The 25,873-nt window shown below is 71.5% G+C and carries 27 protein-coding genes; 12 read left to right on the forward strand and 15 right to left on the reverse strand.

Going from position 1 to position 25,873, the window contains the following annotated elements; translation table 11 throughout:
- Window positions 1-94 precede the first annotated feature (94 nt).
- The 5 genes from guaD to LB823_RS01960 all read right to left on the reverse strand — a co-directional run bounded on the left by guaD (window position 95) and on the right by LB823_RS01960 (window position 7,782).
- A complete protein-coding gene (gene guaD, locus LB823_RS01940) occupies window positions 95-1,378 on the reverse strand; it encodes a guanine deaminase (protein ID WP_224645075.1) in 1,284 nt (427 codons plus the stop codon).
- Window positions 1,375-2,184 (reverse strand): xanthine dehydrogenase accessory protein XdhC, encoded by an 810-nt coding sequence (gene xdhC / locus LB823_RS01945; RefSeq protein WP_224645076.1) that lies wholly within the window; start codon window positions 2,182-2,184, stop codon window positions 1,375-1,377. The genes guaD and xdhC overlap by 4 nt, the downstream gene beginning before the upstream one ends.
- 7 nt (window positions 2,185-2,191) lie before the next feature.
- Complete coding sequence (gene xdhB / locus LB823_RS01950) at window positions 2,192-4,609, reverse strand: xanthine dehydrogenase molybdopterin binding subunit (RefSeq protein WP_224645077.1); 2,418 nt, start codon at window positions 4,607-4,609, stop codon at window positions 2,192-2,194.
- Window positions 4,606-6,063 carry an FAD binding domain-containing protein gene (locus LB823_RS01955; protein ID WP_308011412.1) on the reverse strand — a complete coding sequence of 486 codons (1,458 nt, stop codon included), beginning with the start codon at window positions 6,061-6,063 and terminating at the stop codon, window positions 4,606-4,608. The genes xdhB and LB823_RS01955 overlap by 4 nt, the downstream gene beginning before the upstream one ends.
- Window positions 6,064-6,306: 243 nt before the next feature.
- Entirely contained in the window at window positions 6,307-7,782 is a 1,476-nt protein-coding gene (locus LB823_RS01960) for an NCS2 family permease (RefSeq protein ID WP_224645079.1), read from the reverse strand.
- 458 nt (window positions 7,783-8,240) lie between these two features.
- Between LB823_RS01960 and LB823_RS01965 the strand changes: the two genes are divergently transcribed.
- A complete protein-coding gene (locus LB823_RS01965; protein WP_224645080.1) occupies window positions 8,241-9,005 on the forward strand; it encodes an IclR family transcriptional regulator in 765 nt (254 codons plus the stop codon).
- 3 nt (window positions 9,006-9,008) lie between these two features.
- On the opposite strand, the gene LB823_RS01970 is transcribed toward LB823_RS01965, so the two are convergent.
- Entirely contained in the window at window positions 9,009-9,161 is a 153-nt protein-coding gene (locus LB823_RS01970) for a hypothetical protein (RefSeq protein WP_224645081.1), read from the reverse strand.
- A gap of 98 nt (window positions 9,162-9,259) precedes the next feature.
- On the opposite strand from LB823_RS01970, the gene LB823_RS01975 reads away from it, so the two are divergent.
- Window positions 9,260-10,201, forward strand: coding sequence for an NADP-dependent oxidoreductase (locus LB823_RS01975; protein WP_224645082.1), 942 nt, complete (start codon window positions 9,260-9,262; stop codon window positions 10,199-10,201).
- A 2-nt stretch (window positions 10,202-10,203) separates the two neighbouring features.
- On the opposite strand, the gene LB823_RS01980 is transcribed toward LB823_RS01975, so the two are convergent.
- Complete coding sequence (locus LB823_RS01980) at window positions 10,204-11,304, reverse strand: alpha/beta hydrolase-fold protein (RefSeq protein ID WP_224645083.1); 1,101 nt, start codon at window positions 11,302-11,304, stop codon at window positions 10,204-10,206.
- Window positions 11,305-11,381: 77 nt separating this feature from the next.
- Window positions 11,382-11,912 (reverse strand): hypothetical protein, encoded by a 531-nt coding sequence (locus tag LB823_RS01985; RefSeq protein WP_224645084.1) that lies wholly within the window; start codon window positions 11,910-11,912, stop codon window positions 11,382-11,384.
- A 57-nt stretch (window positions 11,913-11,969) separates the two neighbouring features.
- On the opposite strand from LB823_RS01985, the gene hisH reads away from it, so the two are divergent.
- From hisH to hisI, 6 genes are read left to right on the forward strand one after another with little or no spacing between them, the layout of a single operon-like run.
- A complete protein-coding gene (hisH, locus tag LB823_RS01990; protein WP_224645085.1) occupies window positions 11,970-12,599 on the forward strand; it encodes an imidazole glycerol phosphate synthase subunit HisH in 630 nt (209 codons plus the stop codon).
- Window positions 12,596-12,850: a hypothetical protein gene (locus tag LB823_RS01995; protein WP_224645086.1), complete on the forward strand. Its 255-nt coding sequence runs from the start codon at window positions 12,596-12,598 to the stop codon at window positions 12,848-12,850. The genes hisH and LB823_RS01995 overlap by 4 nt, the downstream gene beginning before the upstream one ends.
- A 9-nt stretch (window positions 12,851-12,859) precedes the next feature.
- Window positions 12,860-13,594 (forward strand): bifunctional 1-(5-phosphoribosyl)-5-((5-phosphoribosylamino)methylideneamino)imidazole-4-carboxamide isomerase/phosphoribosylanthranilate isomerase PriA, encoded by a 735-nt coding sequence (priA, locus tag LB823_RS02000; RefSeq protein ID WP_224645087.1) that lies wholly within the window; start codon window positions 12,860-12,862, stop codon window positions 13,592-13,594.
- The gene (locus tag LB823_RS02005) at window positions 13,594-14,457 is read left to right on the forward strand and encodes an inositol monophosphatase (protein ID WP_224645088.1); all 864 of its coding nucleotides are present in this window, start codon (window positions 13,594-13,596) and stop codon (window positions 14,455-14,457) included. Before priA ends, LB823_RS02005 begins: the two co-directional genes overlap by 1 nt.
- Window positions 14,458-14,481: 24 nt before the next feature.
- A complete protein-coding gene (hisF, locus tag LB823_RS02010) occupies window positions 14,482-15,258 on the forward strand; it encodes an imidazole glycerol phosphate synthase subunit HisF (RefSeq protein WP_224645089.1) in 777 nt (258 codons plus the stop codon).
- Window positions 15,255-15,602, forward strand: coding sequence for a phosphoribosyl-AMP cyclohydrolase (gene hisI, locus LB823_RS02015; RefSeq protein ID WP_224645090.1), 348 nt, complete (start codon window positions 15,255-15,257; stop codon window positions 15,600-15,602). Before hisF ends, hisI begins: the two co-directional genes overlap by 4 nt.
- A 3-nt stretch (window positions 15,603-15,605) precedes the next feature.
- Here hisI and LB823_RS02020 read toward each other — a convergent pair whose 3' ends face one another.
- Entirely contained in the window at window positions 15,606-16,064 is a 459-nt protein-coding gene (locus LB823_RS02020) for a peroxiredoxin (RefSeq protein ID WP_224645091.1), read from the reverse strand.
- 37 nt (window positions 16,065-16,101) lie between these two features.
- On the opposite strand from LB823_RS02020, the gene LB823_RS02025 reads away from it, so the two are divergent.
- Genes LB823_RS02025 through trpC form a run of 3 tightly spaced genes read left to right on the forward strand, consistent with a single transcriptional unit; the run spans window position 16,102 to window position 19,215 of the window.
- Window positions 16,102-17,658: an anthranilate synthase component I gene (locus tag LB823_RS02025; protein WP_224645092.1), complete on the forward strand. Its 1,557-nt coding sequence runs from the start codon at window positions 16,102-16,104 to the stop codon at window positions 17,656-17,658.
- Window positions 17,655-18,356 (forward strand): TIGR02234 family membrane protein, encoded by a 702-nt coding sequence (locus LB823_RS02030; protein WP_224645093.1) that lies wholly within the window; start codon window positions 17,655-17,657, stop codon window positions 18,354-18,356. Before LB823_RS02025 ends, LB823_RS02030 begins: the two co-directional genes overlap by 4 nt.
- A 40-nt stretch (window positions 18,357-18,396) precedes the next feature.
- Complete coding sequence (gene trpC / locus LB823_RS02035; RefSeq protein ID WP_224645094.1) at window positions 18,397-19,215, forward strand: indole-3-glycerol phosphate synthase TrpC; 819 nt, start codon at window positions 18,397-18,399, stop codon at window positions 19,213-19,215.
- Here the strand turns inward: trpC and LB823_RS02040 are convergent.
- Window positions 19,212-20,111 (reverse strand): BadF/BadG/BcrA/BcrD ATPase family protein, encoded by a 900-nt coding sequence (locus tag LB823_RS02040; RefSeq protein WP_224645095.1) that lies wholly within the window; start codon window positions 20,109-20,111, stop codon window positions 19,212-19,214. The two genes, trpC and LB823_RS02040, sit on opposite strands and share 4 nt — an antisense overlap.
- Entirely contained in the window at window positions 20,108-21,535 is a 1,428-nt protein-coding gene (locus LB823_RS02045; RefSeq protein ID WP_224645096.1) for a sugar porter family MFS transporter, read from the reverse strand. The genes LB823_RS02040 and LB823_RS02045 overlap by 4 nt, the downstream gene beginning before the upstream one ends.
- Window positions 21,536-21,633: 98 nt before the next feature.
- Here LB823_RS02045 and LB823_RS02050 point away from each other — a divergent pair, with 98 nt between their 5' ends.
- On the forward strand, window positions 21,634-22,398 hold the full coding sequence (locus LB823_RS02050; protein WP_224645097.1) for a GntR family transcriptional regulator: 765 nt from the start codon (window positions 21,634-21,636) through the stop codon (window positions 22,396-22,398).
- 13 nt (window positions 22,399-22,411) lie between these two features.
- Here the strand turns inward: LB823_RS02050 and LB823_RS02055 are convergent, their stop codons facing one another.
- From LB823_RS02055 to LB823_RS02070, 4 genes are read right to left on the reverse strand one after another with little or no spacing between them, the layout of a single operon-like run.
- Window positions 22,412-23,416 carry a transporter substrate-binding domain-containing protein gene (locus LB823_RS02055; RefSeq protein ID WP_224645098.1) on the reverse strand — a complete coding sequence of 335 codons (1,005 nt, stop codon included), beginning with the start codon at window positions 23,414-23,416 and terminating at the stop codon, window positions 22,412-22,414.
- Window positions 23,413-24,204: an amino acid ABC transporter ATP-binding protein gene (locus LB823_RS02060; protein ID WP_224645099.1), complete on the reverse strand. Its 792-nt coding sequence runs from the start codon at window positions 24,202-24,204 to the stop codon at window positions 23,413-23,415. The genes LB823_RS02055 and LB823_RS02060 overlap by 4 nt, the downstream gene beginning before the upstream one ends.
- Complete coding sequence (locus LB823_RS02065) at window positions 24,201-25,115, reverse strand: amino acid ABC transporter permease (protein WP_224645100.1); 915 nt, start codon at window positions 25,113-25,115, stop codon at window positions 24,201-24,203. The genes LB823_RS02060 and LB823_RS02065 overlap by 4 nt, the downstream gene beginning before the upstream one ends.
- Window positions 25,112-25,822, reverse strand: a complete 711-nt coding sequence (locus tag LB823_RS02070) for a GNAT family N-acetyltransferase (RefSeq protein WP_224645101.1) — start codon at window positions 25,820-25,822, stop codon at window positions 25,112-25,114. Before LB823_RS02070 ends, LB823_RS02065 begins: the two co-directional genes overlap by 4 nt.
- Between the last annotated feature and the right edge of the window lie 51 nt (window positions 25,823-25,873).

Here is a 25,873-nt window from a genome sequence, read left to right on the forward strand (position 1 = left end):
AGAGCTGAATGGAAAAGAAATTCCGTATGGTGGAGTCTACGCCGGTCCTTTGCTTCGCACAAGGATATTCGCGACGTCGTCCGACCGCTTCGCCCTAGGCCGCGACCTCGTCCCCGCCGATCCACACGCGCGCGACGTCCGCGGGGGTGGCCAGGGAGAAGATCTTCGCGAGGGCGTTCTCCGCCGAGGCCGCGTGCCGCAGGCACACGTCGAGCGGTTGGCCGTTGTGGGGGCGCACCAGGATGGCGTCGAACTGGCTCCCTGTCGAGAGGTCGCCGACGTCGTCCAGGCCGAGCGCGCTCGCGCCCGCCCGGGTGGCGAGGTACAGCAGGTGGGCGGCGGTGAGCGGCACCCCGTCGGACATCAGGAGCTGCTGCATGAAGTACGCCTGCAGTCCCTCCTTGAACAGGGAGAAGCCGCTGCCCGCGCCCACGTCCGAGCCGAGGGCCACCTGGACGCCGTGTTCGAGGTGGCGCCGCAGTGGGAACGATCCGCTGGCGAGAGCCGAGTTGGACGTCGGGCAGTGCGCCACCGCGGCGCCCGCGCTCGCCAGCAGCGCGAGCTCGGGATCGGTCGGATGCGCGTTGTGCGCCAACACCGAGCGCTCGTGGATGAGCCCGTGGCGGTGGTAGGTGTCGAGGTAGTTCGGCGATCCGGGGAACTGCTCGATCACGGCGGCGATCTCGGCGGGGTTCTCGTTGATGTGGGAGGTGAACCACAGGCCCGGGACGTCCTGCATGAGCGCGGCCCCGCTGGCGAGCATAGCGGGCGTGGTGGAGTACGAGAACCGGGGCGTGACCGCGTATCGCAGTCGACGGTGCCCGTGCCAGCGCTCCGCGAGCTTGCGGCCCTCGTCGTACGTCCGTTCCGGCGTGCTGAGCAGCGGCTCGGGCAGGTTGTGGTCGCTGGTGACGAGTCCCGCGGTGACGCGCACCCCGACCCGATCGGCCTCGGCGAAGAGGGCGTCCACCGCATCGGCGAAGTGCGAGCCGAAGACCAGCGCAGTGGTGGTTCCCGCGGCGGTGAGGCCCGCAAGGAATTCGCCGGCGATGGTGCGGGCGTACTCCGGATCCTCGAGCTTGCACTCCTCGGGGAGCGCGCACTGGTCGAGCCAGTCCAGGAGCGGCATCCCGAGGCCGCCGATGGCGCGGACCTGCGGGTAGTGGACGTGGGTGTCCACGAAGCCGGGGAGGAGGACGCCGTCGCGGACGTCGACGACCTCCGCCTCGGGGTAGTTGTCGGCGATGGTCCGGAAGTCGCCCCGATCGACGATCTTCCCGTCCTGGACCGCGAGGCCGGCATCGTCGGCGGAGCGGAGAGTGCCTCCGGCGAAGGGACTTTCGGGCGTGTCGAGCACCTGGGCGCGGTAGATGATCATGCGGGGTCTCCTTGAACGGCTGAGGGGAACCGGACGAGCAGGTCGGCGGCGACGCTCACGGCGATGGTCGCCGGATGTTTGCCGCCCAGGGCGCTCAGCCCGATGGGGGATTGGATGGTGTCGATGGTCGCGGCGTCGTGTCCGGTGTCGGCGAGCATGGCGCGGAAGCGGGTCCACTTCGCGGCGGAGCCGATGAGGCCGACGCTGCCCAGGCCCGGCGTCCGCAGGACCTGGTCGCACAGGCTGAAGTCCTCGGCGTGATCGTGGGTCATGATCAGCACGTGGCAGCCCGCGGGCAGATCCTCGAGGACCTCCTCGGGCAGCATCGAGTGCCGCAGGTGCACGGTGGCCTCACCGGGCTCCAGGGCGCCGGCGGCCTCGATCTGCTCGGGGCGCGAATCCGTCAGGTACAGCTCGACGTCGTGGCGGGACAGGATCCGCGCGAGTTCGAGGCCGACGTGGCCCACCCCGAAGATCGCGACCGCCGGTACCACCGGGAGCGGCTCGAACAGGAGAACCACCTCGCCTCCACAGCATTGGCGCCCGTGTTGATTGCGGGCCTTGTCGTTGAGGCGCAACGTGAGCGTCTCGGGCGTCGCGACCGCGTCCCGGAGCATCTCCCGGGCCCGGTCGATCGCCGTCAGTTCGAGATTGCCGCCGCCGATCGTGCCGAATTCGCCGTCGGCGGTGGCGATCATCTTGGCGCCCGCCTCGCGCGGAGCGTGCCCGCGGACCCCGATCTGAGTGATCAGGACCGCGGAGACGCGTTGCCGACGCAGGCGGGCGGCGTCGCCCAGCCAGGTCATGGCGGGCTCAGCCGAGAGGCGCGGGGGCCGGCGCCGCGGAGGCGGTTCCGGCCGCCGGGACGGGGGTCCGACGGTGACCGTTCCGCTCGGGACCGGCGGAACGCGCGGCCTCGACCGCCCAGTACACCGCCTCCGGCGTCGCAGGGGAGGCCAGCTCCACGGCGGTCCCGGGCGGGCCGAACGCGGCCGCCGCCTGGCGCAGCGCCTCGCGGACGGAGAAGGCGAGCATGAGCGGGGGCTCGCCGACGGCCTTCGAGCCGTAGACGGCACCGTCCTCGTGCGCCTTGTCCAGCAGCGAGACCCGGAAGTCGGGTGGCATCTCGGAGAAGCTCGGCAGCTTGTACGTGCTCGCCGACTGTGTGAGCAGGCGGCCGCGGGTGGGGCGGTCGCTCTCGTCCCAGCGCAGATCCTCCAGCGTGAGCCAGCCGGCGCCCTGCACGAACCCGCCCTCGATCTGGCCGATGTCGATCATCGGCGAGAGGGAGTCGCCCACGTCGTGGACGATGTCCACGCGGCGCAGGCGGTACGCGCCGGTGAACCCGTCGACCTCGACCTCGCTCGCCGCCACCCCGTAGGCGAAGTACTTGAAGGGCACGCCCTGCATCGCCTTGGCGTCCCAGTGCAGTCCCTCCGTCCGGTAGTAGCCGGAGGCGGAGAGCTGCACCCGCTGGAAGTAGGCGGCGTGCACGACCTCCTCCCAGCTGAGCTTCTGCGCGGAGGCGCCGAGCCCGCTGATGGTCCCCTCGCTGAACCGCACGTCGGAGGGATTCGTGCCGATGAGTGACGCGGCGACGCCGGCGAGGCGGTCGCGGATCTGCTCGCACGCGTTCTTCACCGCGCCGCCGTTGAGGTCGGCGCCGGAGCTCGCGGCGGTGGCGGAGGTGTTGGGCACCTTGTCCGTCCGCGTCGGAGCCAGGCGGACGCGCGACAGGGGGACGCCGAGCGTGGTCGCGGCGACCTGCAGCATTTTGGTGTGCAGCCCCTGCCCCATCTCGGTGCCGCCGTGATTGATCAGGATGGAGCCGTCCTTGTAGACCAGCACGAGGGCGCCGGCCTGGTTGAAGGCGGTGAGGTTGAAGGAGATCCCGAACTTGACCGGAGTCAGGGCGAGGGCGCGCTTGACGTTCGGGTGCGTCGCGTTGAACGCGGCGATCTCCGCCTCGCGGGCCTCGACCTCGCCGGTGGTGATGACCTGCTCCCACGCGGTCCGGACGCGGTCGGCGTGGCGGACGGGCTGGCCGTACGGCGTCGTCTGGTCGTCGCCGTAGAAGTTGCGGCGCCGGAGTTCCCGCGCGGACAGGCCGAGGCGCGGGGCGCAGGTGCCGAGGATGTCCTCGATGACGAGCATGCCCTGCGGCCCGCCGAAGCCGCGGAACGCGGTCTGCGAGGTCTTGTGGCACTTCGCGATCCGTCCGTGCACCGCGATGTTGGGGATCCAGTAGGCGTTGTCGATGTGGCACAGCGCGCGAGCGAGCACCGGCTCGGAGAGGTCGAGGCTCCAGCCGCCGTCCGCCGTGAGGGTGGATTCGAGGGCGGTGATGAGGCCGGCCGCGTCGAAGCCGACCCGCCAGGTGGCGTGGAAGCCGTGCCGCTTGCCCGACATGGTCATGTCCTGCGTGCGGTCCAGCCGCAAGCGCACCGGCCGACCCGTGAGTGTGGCGCCGAGTGCGGCGATGGCGGCGAAGCCGTGCGGCTGCATCTCCTTGCCGCCGAACGCGCCGCCCATCCGCAGGCACTGCACCGTCACGGCATTGCTGGGCAGGCCCAGCACGTGCGCCACGATGTCCTGCGTCTCCGACGGGTGCTGGGTGCTGGACTGGACGAAGATCTGGCCGCTCTCGTCGACCTGGGCCAGGGAGGCGTGAGTCTCCAGGTAGAAGTGCTCCTGGCCCGCGAACTCGAACTCGCCGGTGTACACGTGCACCGCGTCGGCGAAGCCGGCGTCGAGGTCGCCGCGTCGGACCGTGGGACGGGCACCGTGGAAGCTCTCCGCCCTGATGGCGTCGCCCAGCGAGATGAGAGAGGGGAGCGGCTCGAGCTCGAGCTTCACCGCCGCGGCGCCCAGTCGGGCCGCCTCCAGCGTCTCGCCGAGCACCCAGCACACCGCGTGCCCGAAGAACATCACCTCGTCCTCGGGGAACAGCGGCTCGTCGTGCTTGACGCCGGCGTCGTTCACGCCGGGGACGTCGGCGGCGGTCAGGACGCGGACGACGCCCGGTACCCGCAGCGCGGGAGCGGTGTCGATCGAGAGGATCCGGGCGTGGGCGCACTCGGCCTGGACGGGGTGCGCATGCAGTGCGCCGGGCGTGCGGCCGACGAGATCGTCCGTGTAGAGGGCGGCACCGCTCACGTGCAGGGCCGCGCTCTCGTGCGGGACGTCGAGCCCGACGACGGGGTTCGCGGGGCGCTCGGACAGGTGGCTCATGACAGCTCCTCTCGGGCCGTGGTCTCGGCGTGGAGCTTCTCGAGCGAGCGGCCCAGCATGGCCACCCGGTAGCGCCCGGAGGCCCGGTGATCGTCCATCGGGGTGCCCTCCGCGCGCAGCACCTCGGCGGCGGCGCGCACGGTGTCCTCGGACCAGGGGCGCCCGACGAGTGCCTGCTCGGTCGCGGTCGCACGGAGCGGGGTCGCCGCCACGCCGCCGAGCCCGATGGCGGCGCGGGTGACCGTGCCGGCGTCCACGGTCAGCGCGAAGGCGACCGCGACGCTGGAGATGTCGTCGAAGCGGCGCTTGGCGATCTTGTGGAACGCGGTGAGCGGGCTCAGCGGCAGAGGGATCCGGACCGCCTTGATGAGCTCGTCGGGGCGGCGCACCGTCGCGCGGTAGCCGGTGAAGTAGTCCGCGAGCGGGACCGTGCGCTCGCCGTCGCGCGAGGCCAGGACGAGGCGGGCCTCGAGTGCGAGGAGCGCGGGCGGGGTGTCGCCGATCGGCGAGCCGGTCCCGAGGTTGCCGCCCAGCGTCGCGGCGTTGCGGATCAGCCGGGACGCGAACTGCGGGAAGACCTGGGCCAACAGGGGGACGCGCCCACCGAGGCGGCGTTCGATCTCGGACAGCGTCAGCGCCGCGCCGATCTCGAGTTCGTCCTCCTCCCAGCGCAACTCGCGGAGCTCGGGCAGGCGGTCGATGGCGACCACGAGGGGCTCGCGCCGTCCCTTGAGGTTGACGTCGACGCCGAAGTCGGTGGATCCGGCGACGAGGACGGGGGAGTCCTCGCCGGCGAGCAGGTCGAGGACTTCGCCGAGTCCGGCGGGCCGGACGAACCGTCCCTGCGGACCGTCGACCACGGTCGGGGCGGCGGCGGGGGCTGCTGCAGCACGTCGGGCGGCGAGTGGATCGTCGGCCGCGGGTTCCGCGGGCAGGCCGTAGGCGGCGTCCCGGATCGGCCGGTAACCCGTGCAGCGGCACAGGTTGCCGGAGAGAGAGTGCAGGTCGAAGCCGTTGGGGCCGTGCTCCTCGTCGTGGGCGGGGCAGGCGTCGCTTCCGGTTTCCGGTGCGTCGGCCGCGGCCCGGTCGGGCCGGTAGTACTCGGCCGCCATGCTGCAGATGAAGCCGGGCGTGCAGTAGCCGCATTGCGATCCGCCGCGGAGCGCCATGGCGGTCTGGACCGGGTGCAGGTCGTCCGGCGCGCCGAGTCCTTCGGAGGTGATCACCTCCTGGTCGGCGAGGGCGGCTGCGGGGGTGAGGCAGGCGTTGATCGCGGTCCAGCGTGTGCGGTCGGCCGGGGAGTCGGCGTCGCCGGGGCGGGCCACGAGGATCGAGCAGGCGCCGCACTCACCCTCGGCGCAGCCCTCCTTCGCGCCGGTAAGGCCCTGGTCGCGAAGCCAATCGAGGGCACTCGTGTGTGCCGGGCCGGTGAAGGGTCGGGATCGACCGTTCACGGTCACATGACATCCGGTCAGCGTTTCGGTCACCGCTGCATCCCTACTGAACCGCGGCATGCGGTTCCGACAGGCATGGTTTGCGAGGCTGAGCTGGACCGCTGGTTTTCCATGCGAACACGATCCAGTGCATTTCATGATAGGTGACGGGGGTCACATCGGGAAGAGCTTTTCGGAATCTTCTTTCCGCATCACGGAGTGTGATGCGGGAGCCGTTCCGGCTCGGCCCTGCGTCGTTGCAGGTCAGCCGCCGATCAACGCGGTGATCGGTCCTCGGACGAAGTAGAGGATGAATCCGATCGAGACCGCCCACAGTAGCCAGTGCGCCTTCTGACCGCGACCGCTGAGGAGGCTCAGGAGGGCCCACGTGATGAAGCCGACACCGATGCCGTTGGCGATCGAGTAGGTCAGCGGCATGGTGACGATGGTGAGGAAGGCGGGCAGGGCCACCGAGAAATGGGTGAAATCGATCTCCCGGATCTGTGCCACCATCATCGATCCGACCACCACCAGGGCCGCCGCGCCGACCTCCATCGGGATCACGCCGATGAGCGGCGCGAAGAACATCGATCCCAGGAACAGCACGCCGGTCACGCAGGCGGCCAGGCCGGTGCGCGCGCCCTCCGCGATGCCGGACGCCGAGTCGACGAAGACGGTGTTCGACGAGCCGGACGTCGCGCCGCCGGCGACCGCGCCCATGCCCTCGATGACGAAGGCGGACCGGATGCGGGGGAAGGTCCCGTCGGGCTGGCCGACGCCGGCCTGGCGGGCGAGGCCGGTCATCGAGCCCATGGCGTCGAAGAAGTTGGTGAAGACCAGCGTGAACACCAGCATCGTGGCCGCCAGCGCACCGACCCGCTCGAACGCCCCGAACAGGTCGAACTGTCCGACGAGGCTGAAGTCGGGCAGCGCGACGATCTGGCTGGGCAGCTCAGGAGCGCTGAGGTTCCAGCCCTTCGGGTCGGGGTGCGTCGGGTCGCCGACGGTGCCGAGCTTGGCGAAGTGCTGCACGACGATCGCGGCGAGGGTCGCGACGACCATACCGATGAGGATGGCTCCGGGGACGCGGCGGGCGATGAGCACGGCGATCAGCAGCAGGGCGAAGATGAAGATCGCGGTGGGAAGCGTTTCGATCGAGCCGTCGTGGCCGAGCTGGACCGGCGGGCCGGCCGGGGTGCGCGTGACGAAACCCGAGTTCACGAACCCGATGAAGGCGATGAACAGGCCGATGCCCACCGTGATCGCGGTCTTGAGCTCGGCCGGGACCGCCCGGAAGATCGCCGTCCGGATGCCTGTGGCGCCGAGTACGACGATGATCACGCCGTTGATGATCACCAGGCCCATCGCCTCCGGCCACGTGACGTCCTTGACGACCGCGACCGCGAGGAAGGAGTTCATGCCGAGGCCGGCGGCGAGCGCGAAGGGGAGGCGCGCGACCAGGCCGAAGAGGATCGTGATGACGCCCGCCGTCAGGCCCGTTACGGCGGTGACCTGGACGAATCCGAGCTTGCCCTCGAGCGCATCGGACGAGCTGCTCAGGATCAGGGGGTTCAGTACGACGATGTAGGCCATCGCCACGAAGGTGACGAGGCCGCCCCGGATCTCCCGGGGGATCGTCGAGCCGCGGCGGGTGATCTCGAAGAAGCGGTCCAGGAACTGCGAACTCGCCGGGCTCTCGACGCGTTCGTCGGCCCCGTTCTGTTCTTGCTGGCTGGTCATGGTGGTCCTCTCGGTCCGAAACGCCGGGCGGGGCCCGTCGCGTTCAGGCGCTCCGGGGAGCGGCGGCGAAGTGGGGCTGATCGAAGGCGACGCGTGGTGGCGATCGCGTGGGGCTCCGCAGATTTGCGTTCCGCCCATCGGAAATGTGATTCCGATCACGTTGAGTGAAGCATGCGGCCTGGGGGCTGTCAAGCAGAAGTTCTGCGCGATTCTCGCCGACTTCCGCCGGGCGACAACACTTGCCGGACGAGACCGGTGGATCGAGGGGGCATCTACGCGAGCCGAGGCTCCGAGAGCTGTTCCGTATCGTGGCGGATGACTTTCGGTCAGCAGGCGTGGTTCAGCTGCCTTGTCCGCAGTGGATCGAAATCAATACCGCAATACGGAACGCAGGATGGAATTGTGAGCGTACCGTCGGGATTGGAACAGCAAACGATCAGACGTTCGGGGAGGCGATCATGGCGGGGAAGTCCACCTCCGGTGTGCAATCTGTGGAGCGCGCTTTCGAGTTGCTCGAGCTCATGGGGCGCGCCGGCGGCGAGTGCTCGCTGAGCGAACTGTCCGCGGGCACGCCGCTCCCTCCACCCACGATCCACCGCCTACTCCGCACGCTCGTGGGTATCGGCTACGTCCGGCAGCTGCCCAATCGGCGCTATGCACTCGGGCCCCGGCTGATCCGGCTCGGTGAGGTCGCGAACCGGCAGCTCGGTGCCGTGGCCGTGCCCGTGCTCCAGGCGCTGGTCGACGAGCTCGAGGAGACCGCGAGCCTCGCGGTCCTCGACGGCGACATGGTCATCTACACGGGACAGGTTCCTTCGCAGCACAGCATGCGCACCAACAACGAGGCCGGTCGCCGGGTCAACCTGCACAACAGTGGCGTCGGCAAGGCGGTGCTCGCCGAGCTCGACGACGCGCGCATCGTCAAGCTCGTCGGGCAGGCCGGTATTCCCGCGCCGACCGCGAACAGCGTCAGTACGTTGTCCGGCGTCTTCGCCGAGGTGGAGAAGATCCGTGCCCGCGGCTACTCGATCGACGACGAGGAGCAGGAGGTGGGGGTTCGCTGCTACGCCATGGCGGTGCCCGGCGCCCCGACCCCGATGGCCGTGGGCATCTCGGGCCCGGTCTCGCGGCTCAGCGCCGACTTCGTCGACCGCGCGATCCCCGCCCTGCAGCGGGCCACCGGCATCATCTCCGACGCCCTGATCGGCGCCCGCGAGATCTGACGATCAGTCGAGCCACTCGATGACGGCCGGACGCCGCGCCGACGCCGCCGCGGAGAAGTCGCGGAGCGCGAGGAAGTGTCCGGTGATGTTTCCGCGCGGGTCGAACGGGACCTCGGCGTCGAAGAACGCCGCGGCCGGCACGATCGCCGTCGTCATGCGGTCGAGTACGGAGCGTGGTCTCCAGGCGGCAACGGACTTTCCGTCCCGGTGAGCCGAACCGGAATGGATCCCGGCGCTGCGCAGTTGTGCAGGGCATGGCGAAAGTAGTGGTGGCACAGGCGTTCGGAGGGCCGGAGGTCCTCGAGGTGATCGAGCGGGAGCTGCCCGCCCCGGGGCCGGGCGAGGTGGTCGTCGAGTTCCGGGCGATCGGCGTCAACCCCATCGACTACAAGCTCTATAGCGGAGCGTTCGGCGACGATCCGTCCACGCTGCCGCAGACCGTCGGGAGCGAGGGTGCGGGGGTGGTGACCGCAGTCGGTCCCGACGCCGTCGGACCGCGCGGCCCGATCTCCGTCGGCGACGAGGTCGTCGTCTACCGGGGAGACGGCGTCTACGCCTCCTCGGCGATCCAGTCGGCCCAGGCGGTGCTCCCGAAGCCCGCGGGCCTGGGCTGGGAGGACGCCGCCGGGCTGCTGCTCACGGGCGCGACCGCGTGGGACGCCGTCGAGCGCATCGGCGTCGCCGCCGGCGACACCGTGCTGATCCACGGCGCAGCCGGCGGGGTCGGGTTGCTGGCGGTGCAACTCGCGCGGCTCCGCGGCGCCACCGTGATCGGCACCGCACGGGCCGCCAATCACGAGTACCTGCGTGGCCTCGGTGCTACCCCCGTCGAATACGGCGACGGGCTCGCGGACCGAGTGCGCGCGCTGGCGCCGGACGGCGTGAGCGCGGCCATCGACACCGTCGGCACCGACGAGGCGGCGGACGTCTCGCTCGACCTCGTCGCCGACCGGAAGCGGATCGTCACCATCGCGGGATTCGGCCGCGCAGTGCAGGACGGCTTCCTCGCGATCGGCGGGCCCGACCCGGACAGTGCCCGCATTCGCGACGAGGCCCGCGGCCCGCTGCTGGACCTCGCAGGCGAGGGAAAGCTGGTGAACGCGGTCGCCAAGACGTTCCCGCTCGACGACGCCGCGCGGGCGCACACCGAGCTGAAGGCCGCGCACCCGATCGGGAAGTTCATCCTGATCCCGTAGTACTACGGTGCGCCCGCCAGGTGTTCGAGCAGAAGTGCCGCCCATTGGGCCTCGTCGTGTCCGCCGGAGTAGACGGTGTGCTCCACGTCGTGGCCCGCGCGGTCGGCGGTGGTCGCGAGGTCGGCGACTGCGGGGGTGAGTTCCTCCTCGAAGGCCCCGGACGCCAACCGGATCGAGAACGCTCGGGACGGGCAGGCGGCGATCAGGTCGTGGATCCAGTCCTGTCGCGCCGCGACGTCCGCGGGCCGGCCCGTGAGGCCGGGGCGCCACCAGACGGAGGGGGAGTACGCGAGTACCTCGTCGACGAGCCCGGGGTGCCGCGCCGCGAACGCGAGTGCGGCCAGGCCGCCGAGGCTCTGCCCGGCGATCGTCACCCTGCCCGGGGAGTCCAGGCGTTGTAGCGCAGCGGGAAGGATCTCGTCCGTGATCGCCGCGAACAGCTCGTCATGGGCGCCGAGGAACCGGAGCCGCTCCGCGGGGTCGGCGGGGGAGTCGATGCCGAGCACGGCGCACCGTCGGCCCGAGGCGGCGAGGACGTCGGGCAGGCGGAACCGGTCGAGCCACGCGTCGGCGTCGAAGGCGATGAGCAGTTCCATCGACCCTGGGCCGGACGGTGCGGACAGTCGGTACCGGAGGGGCTCCGGGCCCAGGTCGATGGTGCGGTCGAGCGCCGTGGACGTCGCGGCCGCGGGCGCGGTCCAGGCGTCGAGCCGGGGTGCGTCCGGCCCGGCCAGGAGCGATCCGAACGGCGAGCCGGCCAGCGCCGCAGCGTTGTGCGGGTCGATGCGTGCGCGGCGGAGCAGCTCGCGCGGGGGTGGGATCTCGGGCCCTGCGTGGCCCGCGGCGCGCAACGGGAGCACGCGGTAGGTGGCCAGCACGTCGCGCGGCACCGCGAGCTCGGCGAACCAGAGGTCGCTCGCGGCCCGGCGCCGCATCATTCCGAGGGCGACGTGCCGCTTGTCGGTGAGACGGTTCACCCAGAGGTACGCGCCCCCGGTCGGGTCGTCGGGAGCAGGGCGCCACGTGAACAGCGCCCGGACCCGCGTCGGGTCGTCGGGGTCGTCGGTGAGCAGTGGGCTGGTGAGCGACCGCAGCCCTGCCATCGCTATGGCCGAGACAGGTTCCGTCCCGTGGACGATGCAGCGTCGCAGCGCATCTGCCGACGGCTCCGAGCGGATCGTCACGTCTGCGGTCCCGGCTGCGTCGCGGGCTCCGCGTTCCGAGGCTCGACTCGGGCGCCCCGGCGGATGTAGTAGGCCGCAATGAAGGCCGTGGCCCCGAAGACGGCGCAGAGTACGGTGCCGACGACGTCGTTCGAGTGCTCCTGCTTGCGGACCATCCGTGTCCCTGCGTAGTCATACGGGGACGGATCGGCTGAGATCCCGCGCTGGCGTGCGGCACGTTGGGCTTCGAAGCGGGAGGCGGGCGCACCGGCGGGCGCGTACAGGTCGAACGCCGAGCCCGCCTCCGAGAGCACCATCCAGCAGGTGTCGGCCGGCCCCATGCTCCGGCCCTCACAGCGCACCGCTCCGCCGGACCCCCGCGCGACGTCAGCGCCCAGGGTGATCGCACCCCAGGTGGCGACGATGCCCATCATGACCAGCAGAACCGGCAGTACCTTCACTGCAAGGCGGTCGTTCTCCGCCGCGAGTTCGGCGCGATAGGCCCGCGCCTCCTCGCTGCCCTCGTCCGCCCTGTCGAAGACCCCCATGCGGCAAGCGTAATACTGCGATGCACCGCCTCTGCGGGGCCGATTAGGCTGGGGAGCATGAAGAAGGTGGCGATCCTCGACTACGGCTCCGGCAACATCCGGTCGGCGCATCGCGCGATGGAGCGCGCCGGGGCCGAGGTCACCGTGACCGCGGACGCGAAGACCGCCCTCGCCGCCGACGGCCTCCTCGTGCCGGGCGTCGGCGCCTACGAGGCGTGCATGGCGGGCCTCAAAGCGGTGCAGGGCGACCGGATCATCGGCGAGCGGCTCGCGGGCGGCCGGCCGGTCATGGGCATCTGCGTGGGCATGCAGATCCTCTTCGAGAAGGGGATCGAGTTCGGCGTCGAGACCGAGGGCTGCGGGGAGTGGCCCGGCACCGTCGAACGCCTGCAGGCGGAGGTCGTGCCGCACATGGGGTGGAACACCGTCGAGGTGGCCGAGGGCTCGAAGCTGTTCGCGGGTACCGACGCCGACACCCGCTACTACTTCGTGCACTCCTACGCCGCCCAGACGTGGGAGCTGGACATCGCCGACCACATCCGCGCCCCGAAGGTCACCTGGGCCGACCACGGAGGCCGGTTCGTCGCCGCCGTCGAGAACGGGCCGCTGTGGGCCACGCAGTTCCACCCGGAGAAGAGCGGAGACGCGGGCGCGGTGCTGCTGAAGAACTGGGTGGACACGCTGTGAGCGGCCGACGGGGCCTCTCGCTCGGGCGGCTCGCGCTGTTCTCGCTCGGCGCGGCGGTCGCTGTGCTGGCCGTCGTGGTCATCCTGCTCAACGTGCTGCGTCCGAGCCCGTGGGTGAGCCTGCTCATCGTCGCCGTCGGCCTCGTGGGGGCGGTCGCCGCGATGGGGATCGTCTCGAACCGCATCGTCGGGCGCGCCGTCGAGGACCAGCAGGACCGGGAGCCCGGAAAGTCGGATGACACGACGCACTAGGCTGGTCGCGTGAGTCTGGTACTTCTTCCCGCAGTCGATGTCGCCGAGGGCCGGGCCGTGCGCCTGGTGCAGGGGGAGGCCGGCAGCGAGACGGCCTACGGGTCGCCGCGCGACGCCGCCCTCGCCTGGCAGAACGACGGGGCGGAGTGGGTGCACCTCGTCGACCTCGACGCCGCCTTCGGCAAGGGCAGCAACCGCGAGCTCCTCGCCGGCGTGATCGGCGAGCTGGACGTCAAGGTCGAGCTGTCGGGCGGCATCCGCGACGACGACTCCCTCGCGGCGGCGCTCGCGACGGGCTGTGCCCGCGTGAACCTCGGCACCGCGGCCATCGAGAACCCGGAGTGGTGCGCCAGCGCGATCGCCCGTTACGGCGACAAGATCGCCGTCGGCCTCGACGTCAAACAGCTCGACGGCCAGTGGCGGCTGCGCGGCCGCGGCTGGGTCACCGACGGCGGCGACCTGTGGGAGGTCCTCGAGCGGCTGAACAACGACGGCTGCAGCCGCTACGTCGTCACCGACGTCTCGAAGGACGGCACCCTCACCGGCCCGAATCTCGACCTCCTCGCCGCCGTGGCCGCCGCCACGGACGCGCCCGTCGTCGCCTCCGGCGGCATCTCGGCGCTCGAGGACCTGACCGCGATCGCCACCCTCGTCGAGCAGGGTGTGGATTCCGCGATCATCGGCAAGGCCCTCTACGCCGGGCGGTTCACCCTCCCCGAGGCGCTCGCCGCGGTGTCGCGCTAGTGGCCGCCCTTCCCGCCGGTTTCACGGCCGATCCCGACCGGCTCCTCGCCCTGGCGAGCGAGGCGCTCGACGTCGTCGCACCCCGCTTCATCGAGGGCGTCGGCGCGCCCGCGTCCGTCGCGAAGGGCCCGGCCGACTTCGCCACCGATCTCGACCTCGAGCTCGAGCGGCGCATCACCGCGGCCGTCGCCGAGGCCACCGGCATCCCGGTGCACGGCGAGGAGTACGGCGGGCCCGCCGTCGACGAGGGCACCGTCTGGGTCCTCGACCCCATCGACGGCACCTTCAACTACTCCGCCGGCTACCCGGCCACCGGCACCCTGCTCGGCCTGCTGCACGACGGTAAGCCGGTCGCCGGCCTCGCGTGGTTCCCGCTCGTCGGCGACGCTTTCGCCGGCCACGTCGCGGGCCCCGTCCGCAACCGCGGCGAGGAACTGCCGCCGCTCGGCCACGCCGGCCTGGACGACGCCATGATCGCCGTCGGCAGCTTCAGCCGCGGCAGCAACGGGCACTTCCCCGGCGACTACCGCTACGCGATCCTCGGCGAGGTCTCGCGCCGCGTCGCCCGCGTGCGGCAGTTCGGCTCGACGGGCGTCGACCTCGCCTACACCGCCTCGGGCGCGCTGGGCGGCGCCGTTGTCTTCGGCCACCACGCGTGGGACAACGCCGCCGGCGCGGCGCTGGTCATCGCGGCCGGCGGCCGGGTGACCGACCTGTCCGGCGAGGACTGGCACGTCGGCTCCGACTCCGTGCTCGCGGGCGCCCCCGGCGTCTACGACGAGCTGCTTGCCATCGTGCGGTCGGTCGGCGCACCGTCGGACTACCGCGGCGAACCCGGGCACTCCGGAACCCTGAGCTACTAGAGAGATTCGAAGGAGGCCGATCCGATGACGGTGGCCGTGCGCGTGATCCCGTGCCTGGACGTCGACGACGGGCGCGTCGTCAAGGGCGTCAACTTCCAGAACCTGCGCGACGCGGGCGATCCCGTCGAGCTGGCCGCCGCGTACGACGCGCAGGGCGCCGACGAGCTGACCTTCCTCGACGTCACCGCGTCGAGCTCCGGCCGCGGCACCATGCTGGAGGTGGTGCGCCGCACCGCCGAGCAGGTCTTCATCCCGCTCACCGTCGGCGGCGGCGTCCGCTCTGTCGAGGACGTCGACACCCTGCTCCGCGCCGGCGCCGACAAGGTCTCCGTGAACACCGCCGCGATCGTCCGCCCCGAGCTGCTCCGCGAGCTCTCGAACCGGTTCGGCAGCCAGTGCATCGTGCTCTCCGTCGACGCCCGCACCGTGCCGGACGGCGACGAGCCGACACCGTCGGGCTGGGAGGTCACCACGCACGGCGGCCGCAAGGGCACCGGCATCGACGCCATCGAATGGGCCCGTCGCGGTGAGGAACTCGGTGTGGGGGAGATCCTCCTCAACTCCATGGACGCCGACGGCACCAAGGCCGGCTTCGACCTGCGGATGATCGCCGCGGCCCGCGCGGCGGTGCACATCCCGGTCATCGCCTCAGGCGGCGCGGGCGTCGTCGAGCACTTCGCGCCGGCCGTGGAGGCGGGCGCCGACGCCGTGCTCGCTGCGAGCGTCTTCCATTTCGGGGACATGACGATCGGGCAGGTCAAGGACGAGATGGCGGGACACGGACTGGTGGTGCGACGGTGACGGGACTCGATCAGGGCATCGCGGCCCGGCTCAAGCGCAACGCCGACGGCCTCGTGGCCGCGATCGCCCAGGAGGAGGGCACCGGCGACGTCCTCATGATGGCCTGGATGAACGACGAGGCCCTCGCGAACACGCTCGCCACCCGCAGGGGCACGTACTACTCGCGGTCGCGGCAGCAGCTGTGGGTGAAGGGCGAGACCTCGGGGCACGTGCAGGAGGTGCTCGACGTGCGTCTCGACTGTGACGGCGACACCGTCCTGCTCACCGTCCGGCAGACCGGGCCCGCGTGCCACACCGGCACGCACTCCTGCTTCGACGGGGACCTGCTGCTCGGCCGGGAGTGACCGTCAGCCGCTGAGCGTGCGGAGGAAGGCCAGCGTCTCCTCGACGTGCGCCACCGCCCGCAGCTCGCCCACCACGATGTGCAGCACGGTCCCGTCGGCGTCGATGAGGAAGGTCTGTCGGCGTACCGGCGCCATCGCGAACTTGCCCCGTTTGACGTCGTACTCGGCGGCGACCGCTCCGTCGGCGTCGGTGAGCAGCGGGAAGCCCGGCTCCATGACGTCCGCGAAGGCCTGTGTGCGCACCAGCGGGTCCATGCTGATCCCGATCCGGGCCGTGCCGCGGCGGTCGAACTCCTCGCCCGCGTCGCGGAATCGTCCGACCTCCGCGACGCACACCGGCAGGCCCGCCGTGAGGTAGAAGAAGACCGCCGCGCGGCCGTCGCCGCGGAGCTCGGAGAGGGTGCGGACGGTGCCGGTGCGGTCGGGAAGGGCGAAGTCCGGGGCCTGCTGGCCGATGCGCATGACCACGAACCTACCGGCGCTGGGATAATGGCAGGCGATGAGTACCGCACAGCAGCCGAACCTGCAGCCCGACGGCGCGACCACCAGCCTGGACGAGTTCCGCGCGCTCGCGGACCGGCACCGCGTGGTGCCGGTCATCCGTACGGTGCTCGCCGATGCCGAGACCCCGCTGTCGGCCTACCGCAAGCTCGCCGGCGGGCGCCCCGGCACGTTCCTCCTCGAGTCCGCCGCCGCGGGCCAGTCGTGGAGCCGGTGGTCCTTCGTCGGCGCGCCCGCGCCCGCCGCGCTCACCGTCGTCGACGGAGCCGCCACCTGGATCGGGAAGGCGCCCGCCGGCGCACCGTCGGGCGGCGACCCGCTCGAGGCCCTGGGCGAGGTGCTGCGGCTGCTGAGCTCGGAGCGGATCGAAGGGCTGCCGCCGCTCAACGGCGGCATGGTCGGCTACCTCGCCTACGACGCGGTGCGGCGCCTGGAGCGGCTGCCGGACACCACCGTCGACGACCTGCACCTGCCGGAGATGGTGTGGCTGCTCGCGACGGACCTCGCCGCGATCGACCACCACGAGGGGACGATCACCCTCATCGCCAACGCGGTGAACTGGGACGGCTCCGCCGACCGGGTGGACGAGGCCTACGCGGACGCCGTCGCGCGGCTCGACGCGATGGAGGCCGCGCTGGCCGCGCCCCTCGCCTCGTCGGTCGCGTCCTTCACCCGGCCCGAGCCGGAGTACACCGCCCAGCGGACCGTCGAGGAGTACAGCGCGATCGTCGAGAAGCTGGTCGGCGACATCGAGGCCGGTGAGGCCTTCCAGGTGGTGCCGAGCCAGCGCTTCTCCGTGCCGTCCGACGCGGACCCGATCGACGTCTACCGGGTACTGCGGGCCTCGAACCCCAGCCCGTACATGTACCTCGTGCAGGTGCCCGCGCCCGACGGCTCCGTCGCCTTCTCCATCGTCGGCTCCAGCCCCGAGGCGCTGGTCACCGTCGCCGACGGGACCGCCACGACGCACCCGATCGCCGGCACCCGCTGGCGCGGCGCGTCCCCGGAGGAGGACCTGCTACTGGAGAAGGACCTACAGGCCGACGAGAAGGAGAACAGCGAGCACCTGATGCTCGTCGATCTCGGCCGCAACGATCTCGGCCGGGTGTGCACGCCGGGGACCGTCCGGGTCACGGACTACCGGCGCATCGAGCGCTACAGCCACGTGATGCACCTGGTGTCGACGGTCTCCGGCGATCTCGCGCCCGGTAAGCAGGCGCTCGACGCGGTGGCCGCGTGCTTCCCCGCCGGCACCCTCACCGGGGCGCCGAAGGTGCGCGCGATGGAGCTCATCGACGAGGCCGAGATCACCCGCCGCGGGCTCTACGGCGGCATCGTCGGCTACCTCGACTTCGCCGGCGACGCCGACACCGCGATCGCCATCCGGACCGCCGTGCTCAAGGACGGCACCGCCTACGTCCAGGCCGGCGGCGGCGTCGTCGCCGACTCGGTCGGGGAGTACGAGTTCAACGAGTCGCGGAACAAGGCATTGGCCGCGCTGAAGGCCGTCGCCGCGGCGAACACCCTGCGCGGCGTGGCGGAGGAGGCACGATGAACGGCAAGCGGAACCTCGCGATCGCCTCGGTCCTGCTCGCCGCGGCTGCGGGCGCGGTGTGGGGCTCGGGACGGATGTCGTGGATGGGGGTGACCATCGCCGACGGGCTCTCGCCCGAGCGGACCATGGAGGTCGCCGGGAACACCTGGGCACCCGCGCTCTCGGCGCTGTGGCTGGTCTTCCTCGCGGCGATCGCCGCGGCGCTGGCGCTGAAGAACTGGGCCCGCGGGGTCGTCGCCGTCATCGTCGCGGTCGCCGCGATCGGCGCCGCCTACCCGGCGGTCACGGTGCTGACGCAGGAACCCGACATCGGCTACCTCGAGAAGATTCTGCGCGACGCCCCGGGCGGCGGCGACGCCGGCACCGCCGTCATGGGCAACAAGGACTACATCTCCCAGGTCGACCCGACGACGGCGGGCCCGTGGGTCGCGATCCTCGGCGCCCTCCTCGCGGTCGGCGCGGCGGTGCTGCTCATGCGCGGGCTGCGGGGCGGCGGCATGGGATCGAAGTACGTCTCGCCCGCCGCGCGCCGCGCCGAACTGGAGCAGCGCGTCTTCGACGACACCGCCGCGGAGCCGGCCTCCGAGCGCGACCTGTGGGACGCGCTCGACGGCGGGGACGACCCCACCGAGGCGGGCGGCGCCCGTCCCGACGCGGGCGAGGGGGCCGGACCCGAGCGCCCACGGACCGAGGGCTAATGTTGGAGCACGCTCGACGACCCACGAAAGGCCTCCAGCCGTGACTTCACCCACTGCTCTCGACTCCATCATCGAGGGTGTGCGCGCGGACCTGGCGGCCCGTGAGGCCATCGTCGACCTGGCCACCATCAAGGCCGCCGCCAAGGCCGCGCCGCCCGCCGTCGACGCGACCGCCGCGCTCCGCGAACCCGGCATCGCTGTGATCGCCGAGGTGAAGCGCGCCAGCCCGTCGAAGGGCGACCTGGCCGGCATCGCCGACCCCGCCGAGCTCGCCTCCGAGTACGAGGCCGGCGGCGCCCGGGCGATCAGCGTGCTCACCGAGGAGCGGCGCTTCAAGGGGTCCCTGGCGGACCTCGACGCGGTCCGCTCCCGGGTGCGGATCCCCGTGCTCCGCAAGGACTTCATCGTCACGCCGTACCAGATCCACGAGGCCCGCGCGCACGGCGCCGACATCGTGCTGCTCATCGTCGCCGCGCTGGAACAGCCGGTCCTCGTCTCGCTGCTCGACCGCATCGAGTCGCTCGGCATGACCGCGCTCGTCGAGGTGCACACGGAGGACGAGGCGGACCGCGCGCTCGAGGCCGGCGCGACCGTGATCGGCGTGAACGCCCGCAACCTCAAGACCCTCGAGGTGGACCGCGACTCCTTCGCGCGGATCGCCCCCGGACTGCCCTCCTCGGTGATCAAGATCGCCGAGTCGGGCGTGCGCGACAGCCGCGACCTGCTGACCTACGCGGGCCAGGGCGCCGACGGGGTCCTCGTCGGCGAGGGGCTGGTCACGGCCGGCGATCCGCGGACGGCAGTCGCCGACCTCGTGACCGCCGGCTCGCACCCCAGCTGCCCGCGCCCCGCGCGCTAGTCCCGCGCGCCCCGGCGCTCCAGCTCGCGCAGCGCGATCTGGATCGCGCCGCGCACCGGATCGACCGTGAGGACCCGCAGGTCGGAGATGCCGCGCATCCCCAGGTGATGCCGCACCCGGCGCTGTAGCGCCGGCTGATGCACGGCGAGGCCGCCCGCGAGCACGACGGGGCCCGCCGAGCCGATCCGCTCGGCGACCGAGACGGCGATGTGGGTGAGTGCGATCGCGGCCTGGTCGACGATGTCGGTGCTCACCGGGTCGCCCGACTGGGCGAGCTCGAAAACCACCCGGGCCCGGCCCGCCCAGTACCGCCGCTCCTGCTGCGCGTAGAAGTGATCCAGCAGTTCGTCCGGGTCCTGCAGGCCGCAGTCGGCGGCCAGCTGCTGGCCGAGGTGATCGGCGGGCTCCTCGCGGTCGAGGCGGATCAGGGTGCGGCGCACCGCCTCCTTCGCGACCCAGTAGCCGCTTCCCTCGTCGCCCAGCAGATAGCCCCAACCGCCCGCGCGGGCGTGCTTGTCGCCCGCTCGGCCCCACGCGACGGCGCCGGTACCGGAGATGACCGCCACCCCGTCGCGCACGCCGGCCGCAGCGAGGATCAGCTGGCTGTCGTGCACCACCCGGATCCGGGCGCCCGGGATGCGCTCGGCGAGGAGTGCGGTGAGCGTGGCCGCGCCGGCCGGGGTCTCCACCCCGGCGGCGCCCGCGCACACCGCGCCCACGTCGTGGACGCCGAGCCGGCCGAGCGCGATGTCGAGCTGGCGACCGGCCTCGTCGCGGCCCACGGACGAGATGTTCGCGCTGCCGGCGAGCGCCTCGGCGACCACCACGCCGTTCTCGGCGCGGACGGCCTGCGTCTTGGAGCCTCCGATGTCGAGGCCGATCACCGCGGTGCTCACTGGGACACGGCCCCCGTCTTGTCGGCGTCGGTGGGCCAGGTGCCGTTGTTCTGCCAGTAGTGCTGGATGTCCTCGAGCTTGCGGCCCTTGGTCTCCGGTGCGAACTTGAGCACGAACAGGAAGGCGACGACGGTCAGGGCCCCGAAGACGGCGAAGGTGCCGGTGCCGCCGAGCAGTTGGCTGTTGAGCATCGTCAGCGTGACCTGGGCGACGATGGCGTTCGCCACGAGGTCCGAGGTCAGCATCGCCGACGAGCCGTAGGCGCGGAGCCGGGCGGGGAAGGCCTCGCCGGCGTACACCCACACCAGGGAGCCGAAGCCGAACGAGAAGCCGATCACGACCAGCACCAGGCCGGCGAAGCCGACGACGCCCGCGGTCTCGTGGTTCTTGAAGTCGCCGTCGGCCATCTGGTAGGCGAGGATCATCACGGCGAAGGCGAGGATCATGGTGCCGATGCCGCCGAGCAGGATGGGGCGGCGGCCGAACTTGTCGACGGTGAAGATCGAGACGACCACGGCGAGCAGGCCGAAGAGCTGCACGAAGGCGGGCAGCATGTACTTGCCGAAGTTCCCCTCGTAGCCCATCGACGCGAAGATGTCCGGGCTGTAGTAGATGATCGCGTTGATGCCGGTGATCTGGATGAAGAAGCCGAGGACGACGACGAAGAAGGTGGCGCGCAGGTAGGGCTGGCGGAAGAGCTGGCTGAGCTTGCCGCCCGTCTCGTCGGAGAGCTGGGCGCGCATCTCATCGAGTTCGGCCTCGATGCCGGCGGCGGTGGAGTCGGGCTCGACGGAGATGAGTGCGGCGCGGGCCTCGTCCTCGCGACCGCGGGTCATGTACCAGCGGGCGGTATCGGGAAGGCGCACGAGCAGGAGCGTGACGATGATCGCGGGCACGGCGGCGACGCCGAGCATCCACTTCCACGAGGTGGTGCCGAGGCCGGCGAGCAGGTAGCCGAGCACGTAGCCCAGGATGATGCCCACGATCGTGGCGAACTGGTAGGCCACGAGCATCGCGCCGCGGCGCTTCGCGGGCGCGGATTCGGCCACGAAGACCGGGACCACCACGACCGAGACGCCGACGGTGAGGCCGAGCATGAACCTCGCGAACAGGAGGAGGGGCACGGTCGGTGCGAGGGCGCCGAACAGGGCGAAGATCGTGTAACCGGCGCCGACGGCGATCATCGCCTTCTTCCGGCCGACCTTGTTGGCGAACCAGCCGCCGACGATCGCGCCGAGGATCTCGCCGACGACGACGACCGTGGCCAGCGCCTGGGTCATCCCGTCGCCGAGGCCGAAGTCCTGCCGGATGAAGTCCTTCGCCGCGGCGATGTTCGACGTGTCGTAGCCGTAGATCACGCCGAGGCTCGCCGCCGCGACGCCGACGAGGACCGCGCTCGATTTCGCAGCCTGCGTACTGCTCATGTCATCTCCTTGAAGTCGGCTCCAAGTGGTCTACACCATTTGGAGTAGGCTAAGAGTGGCATAGACCACTTTGACCGTCAAGGGGTAATGTGGAACACATGACGCTCCCTCGTTCGTCGCACACCGAGCCGCCGCGCTACTTCCGCGCCAAACTCGAGCTGCAACGCCGCATCGGCGACCTCGGGCACGGGGACACCCTGCCCGCCGAACGCCGGCTCGCCGAGCAGCTCGGCGTTTCGCGCACGACCCTGCGCAAGGCACTGGCCGAGCTGTCCGCCGAGGGGGTGCTGCGCCGCGAGCACGGCAGCGGCACCTACGTCGCGCCGCCCAAGATCGTCCGGGTCCGACAGCTCACCTCGCTGAGCGAGGACTTCGGCGTCGACGGCAAGCAGGTGAGCTCACAACTGCTCTCGTGCGACCACATCACTGCGGACGCGGAGACGCAGGTGGCCCTCGAACTCCCGCGCGGGGCGCGCGTGTACCGCGTCACCCGGCTGCGCATCGTCGACGACGAGCCGCTGGCCATCGAGATGGCCCACCTGCGGGGCCCGCTCCGCGGACTCGCCACGCGTCTCGAGGAGCAGGCGTCGCTGTACCGCGTGCTCCGCGAGCAGTACGCGCGATCGATCACCGCGGTCGAGGACACCGTCGAGACGGCGCTCGCCTCGCCGTCCGAGGCGGAGCTGCTCGGAGTCACCGCCGGGCACCCCCTGCTCATGGTGCACCGCCTGGGCCGGGACGCCGAGGGCCTCGCCCTCGAGTGGACCCGCAGCATCTACCGCGGCGACCGGTTCAAGTTCGTCGCCCGCGCGACGAGCCCGGCCGCGACGCTGGACGTCGCGGCCGGGCCGTCGGAACTCTGAGGACGCTCCCGCGTCACTTGTCGGTGATCGGCAACCCCGGCGGGTTGATTTCCGACGCGGGCACGGCCTCGGCCTCGAGTCCCCACCGCTGCAGCACCTTGGCGTAATCACCGCTGCGGATCGTTGACTCCAGGGCCGCCTGCACGGCGCGGATGATGCCGCTGTCCTTCTTCGTCGTCGCGCCGATGAGCCCCTGCAGTGTCGAGCCGGCGCCGGACACCCGGCCGACGATCTTCGTCGCGTTCGGGGTGCCCTTGGTCTGCGCGACGTGGAAGGCCGAAATGGGGTTCGGGCCGAAGTAGGCGTCGATCTGGCCCGACGCGAGCGCGGCGTAGGTACCGGTGTTGTCCTGGTAGTTCTTGATCGAGATGCCCGGCTTGCCCGCGGCGCGCAGATCCGCGTCGTAGCGCTGCAGGATCCGCTCCTGGTTCGTACCGGACCCGACGGCCACGGTCTTCCCGGAGAAGGAATCCCCGCCCGCGAAGGTGAACGTGGAGGACTCCTGGACCTCGACGGCGAGGTCGTCCTTGCGGTACGTGGCGAAGTCGTACTTCTGCTTACGCGCCTCCGTGACGGTGATGTTCGAGACGCCCAGGTCGAACTGGCCGCTGTCGATGCCCAGGAACAGGCCCTCCCACGAGGTGTTGGACTCCTCGAGCTTGAGGCCGAGGGCGCCGGCGATGAGGTACGCGATGTCCGACTCGTCACCGATGAAGACGCGCTCGTCGTCGGTCGCGGGGAAGTAGAACGGCGCATTGCCGGCGCCTGAGCCGTGCGCGACTCGGAGCACTCCTCGATCGCGGACCGCCTGGGGGAGTAGGGCCGCCGCCGCCTCGTCCTTCGCCGGCACGATCCGGTTCTGTTTGCTGGTCAGGTTGAGTTGCTGCCCTGCTGCGCCGGTCACGCTCGCGGTCGTCGACTCGGTGGTCTGCCCGCCGCAGCCCGCCAGCACCGAGCCCGCGAGAGCGAGGGCCGCGACGAGGGCGGGCAGACGATGTCGAGCGGAACGGGTGGTCATGCGGTCTCCTTGGTGGTCCAGTGGGCGAGGAAGGTGCGGGTGCGATCGGTGGCAGGGCGGTCGAGTACGGCGGTCGGCGTCCCGACGGCGACGACGCGGCCCCGGTCGAGAAAGACGATCCGATCCGAGATGCGGCGGGCGAGGGCCAGTTCGTGGGTCACGACGACGAGGGTCCGGCCCTCGGCAGCGAGCTCGGCGATGACGGCGTTCACCTCGCCGACCAGCTCGGGGTCGAGCGCGGAGGTCGGCTCGTCGAACAGGATCAGATCCGGGTCGAGGGCGAGGGTGCGCGCGATCGCGACGCGTTGCTGCTGGCCGCCGGAGAGCTGACCGGGGTAGTGGCCGGCGTGCGCGCCGAGCCCGACCCGGTCGAGCAGATCGCGGGCCCGGGCATCGGCCTCGGTCCGGCTGCGGCCCAGCGTCAGGCGCTGCGGTCGCGCGACGTTCTCCGCGGCGGTGAGGTGTGGGAACAGGTTGAACTGCTGGAAGACGAAGCCGATGCGGGCGCGCTGACGGCGCAGCTCGCGCTCGGGCAGCGCGACGAGGTGATCGCCGCGCCGCCGGACGCCGATCAGGTCACCGTCGACCCGGACGACCCCGGAGCTCGGCTCCTCGAGATGGTTGAGCAGCCGGAGCAGCGTCGACTTGCCGGACCCGGACGGTCCGATGATCGAGACGACCTCGCCCGGCGCGACGGTGAGGTCCACGCCGCGGAGCACCTCGTCGTGGCCGAAGCGTTTCGACAGGCCGACGGCCTCCAGGCGCGGACGCGGAGCGGTGGCGGTCATGTGGACTTCTCCTTCTTCGCGGGTTTCGTGGCCCCGTAGCCGCGCGCGAGGCGCTTCTCGAGGTAGTGCTGGCCGATCGACAGGACGGTGGTGAGCACGGCGTACCAGGCGACGGCGACGAGCAGCAGCGGAATGATCCGGCCGTTGCGGCCGTACACCACCTGAACCTGGTAAAACAGGTCTGGCAGCGCCAGGATGAAGACCGCTGTCGTGCCCTTGAGCAGGCCGATCACCTCGTTCGCGGCGGGCGGCACGATGGTGCGCAGCGCCTGCGGCAGCGTGATCCGCAGCAGGTGTGCGGCCGGCGGGATCCCGAGCGCGCGGGCCGCGTCGTGCTGGCCCTCCGAGACACTGAGGATCCCGGCCCGCACGATCTCCGAGCCGTACGCGGCCTGATTCAGGACGATGCCGATCACCGCTGCGGTGTACGGCGACAGCAGGTCCTTCGTCGGGGAGTCGACGAAGGTCGGCCCGAACGGGATGCCGAGGCCGAGCGTTGGGTACAACGCCCCGAGATAGCCCCAGAACAGGATCTGCACGATGAGGGGGATCGACCGGAACAGCCAGATGAAACCGAAGCTGAAGGCTGCGAGCACCCGATTGCCGGACAGCCGGGCCAGGGCGAGCGCGCCACCGAGGAGGAAGCCCAGGACCGCACCGATCACGGTGAGCTGGATCGTGAACCAGAGCGCCTCGAGGATCGTCGGACTGAACAGGTAGGCGCCGAAGGTGGGCCAGTCGAAGCGGGGGTTGGTGACGGCCGAGACCGCGAGCTGCGCGAACAGGACGGCGGCGACCGCGACCGCGATCCAGCGGCCCCATTGCACGCGGTGCCGAACGGGCAGTCCGGCGAGCTCGGCGAGCTCGGGATCGGTGGCGGCCGGCTGCGGCCGGGTGAGGGCGAGGGTCATGACTCTCCGGTCGGTCGGGCGGGCGGCTGGACGAGGAGCAGTGGGATCGACGCGCGGAGCCGGAACCCGAGCCCCTCGTACACCGCTCGGGCGCCGGTGTTCTCGGCGGACGTGTGCAGGAACGGGACGTCGCCGCGGGCACGGATGTGGTGCCCGACGGCGCGGACGAGGCGGGTCGCAAGTCCCCTGCCGCGGTGGGCGGGGTCTGTACACACCGCGCTGATCTCGGTCCATCCGGGCGGGCGCAGGCGTTCCCCGGCGAGCGCGATCAGCCGACCGGAGTCGTCCCGCAGGCCCAGGTAGAGCCCCAGTTCGACGGTGCGTCGCTCGAACGGCCCCGGGCGGGTGCGCTCGACCAGATCGAGGATCTCGTCGGCGTTCCGGGGGCCGAGCACCTCGGCCTCCTCGTCGGGCGCCGTCGCGAGGGCGGCGCCGTCGTACTGGACGAGCGGGATCTCGTCGACGATCCGCCACCCCGCGGGCAGCGGCCCGCGCACGCCGCGGAGGGAGAGCGGCGTGCCAGGGACGGCGAGACGGGCCAGGGCCGCGAAGTCCTCGGTGGTCGGCCGCGGCGGGTGGCCGACGAAGCGTGCGACGTCCGGCCGGTAGCGGACGACCGCCCCGTCGCCGAGGCGGAAGCGGGCGTGCGCGCCGTACAGGGAGGCCCGCACGGGATCGTCGAGGACATGGCCGAGCGTGGTGGTCATGCCCGGAAACACTCGTCGCGGAAACGGATTCGCGGAACGTTTGGCGTCGCT

The organism is Tsukamurella sp. M9C, from assembly GCF_020169415.1.
In the GTDB taxonomy this organism is placed as follows: Bacteria; Actinomycetota; Actinomycetes; order Mycobacteriales; family Mycobacteriaceae; genus Tsukamurella.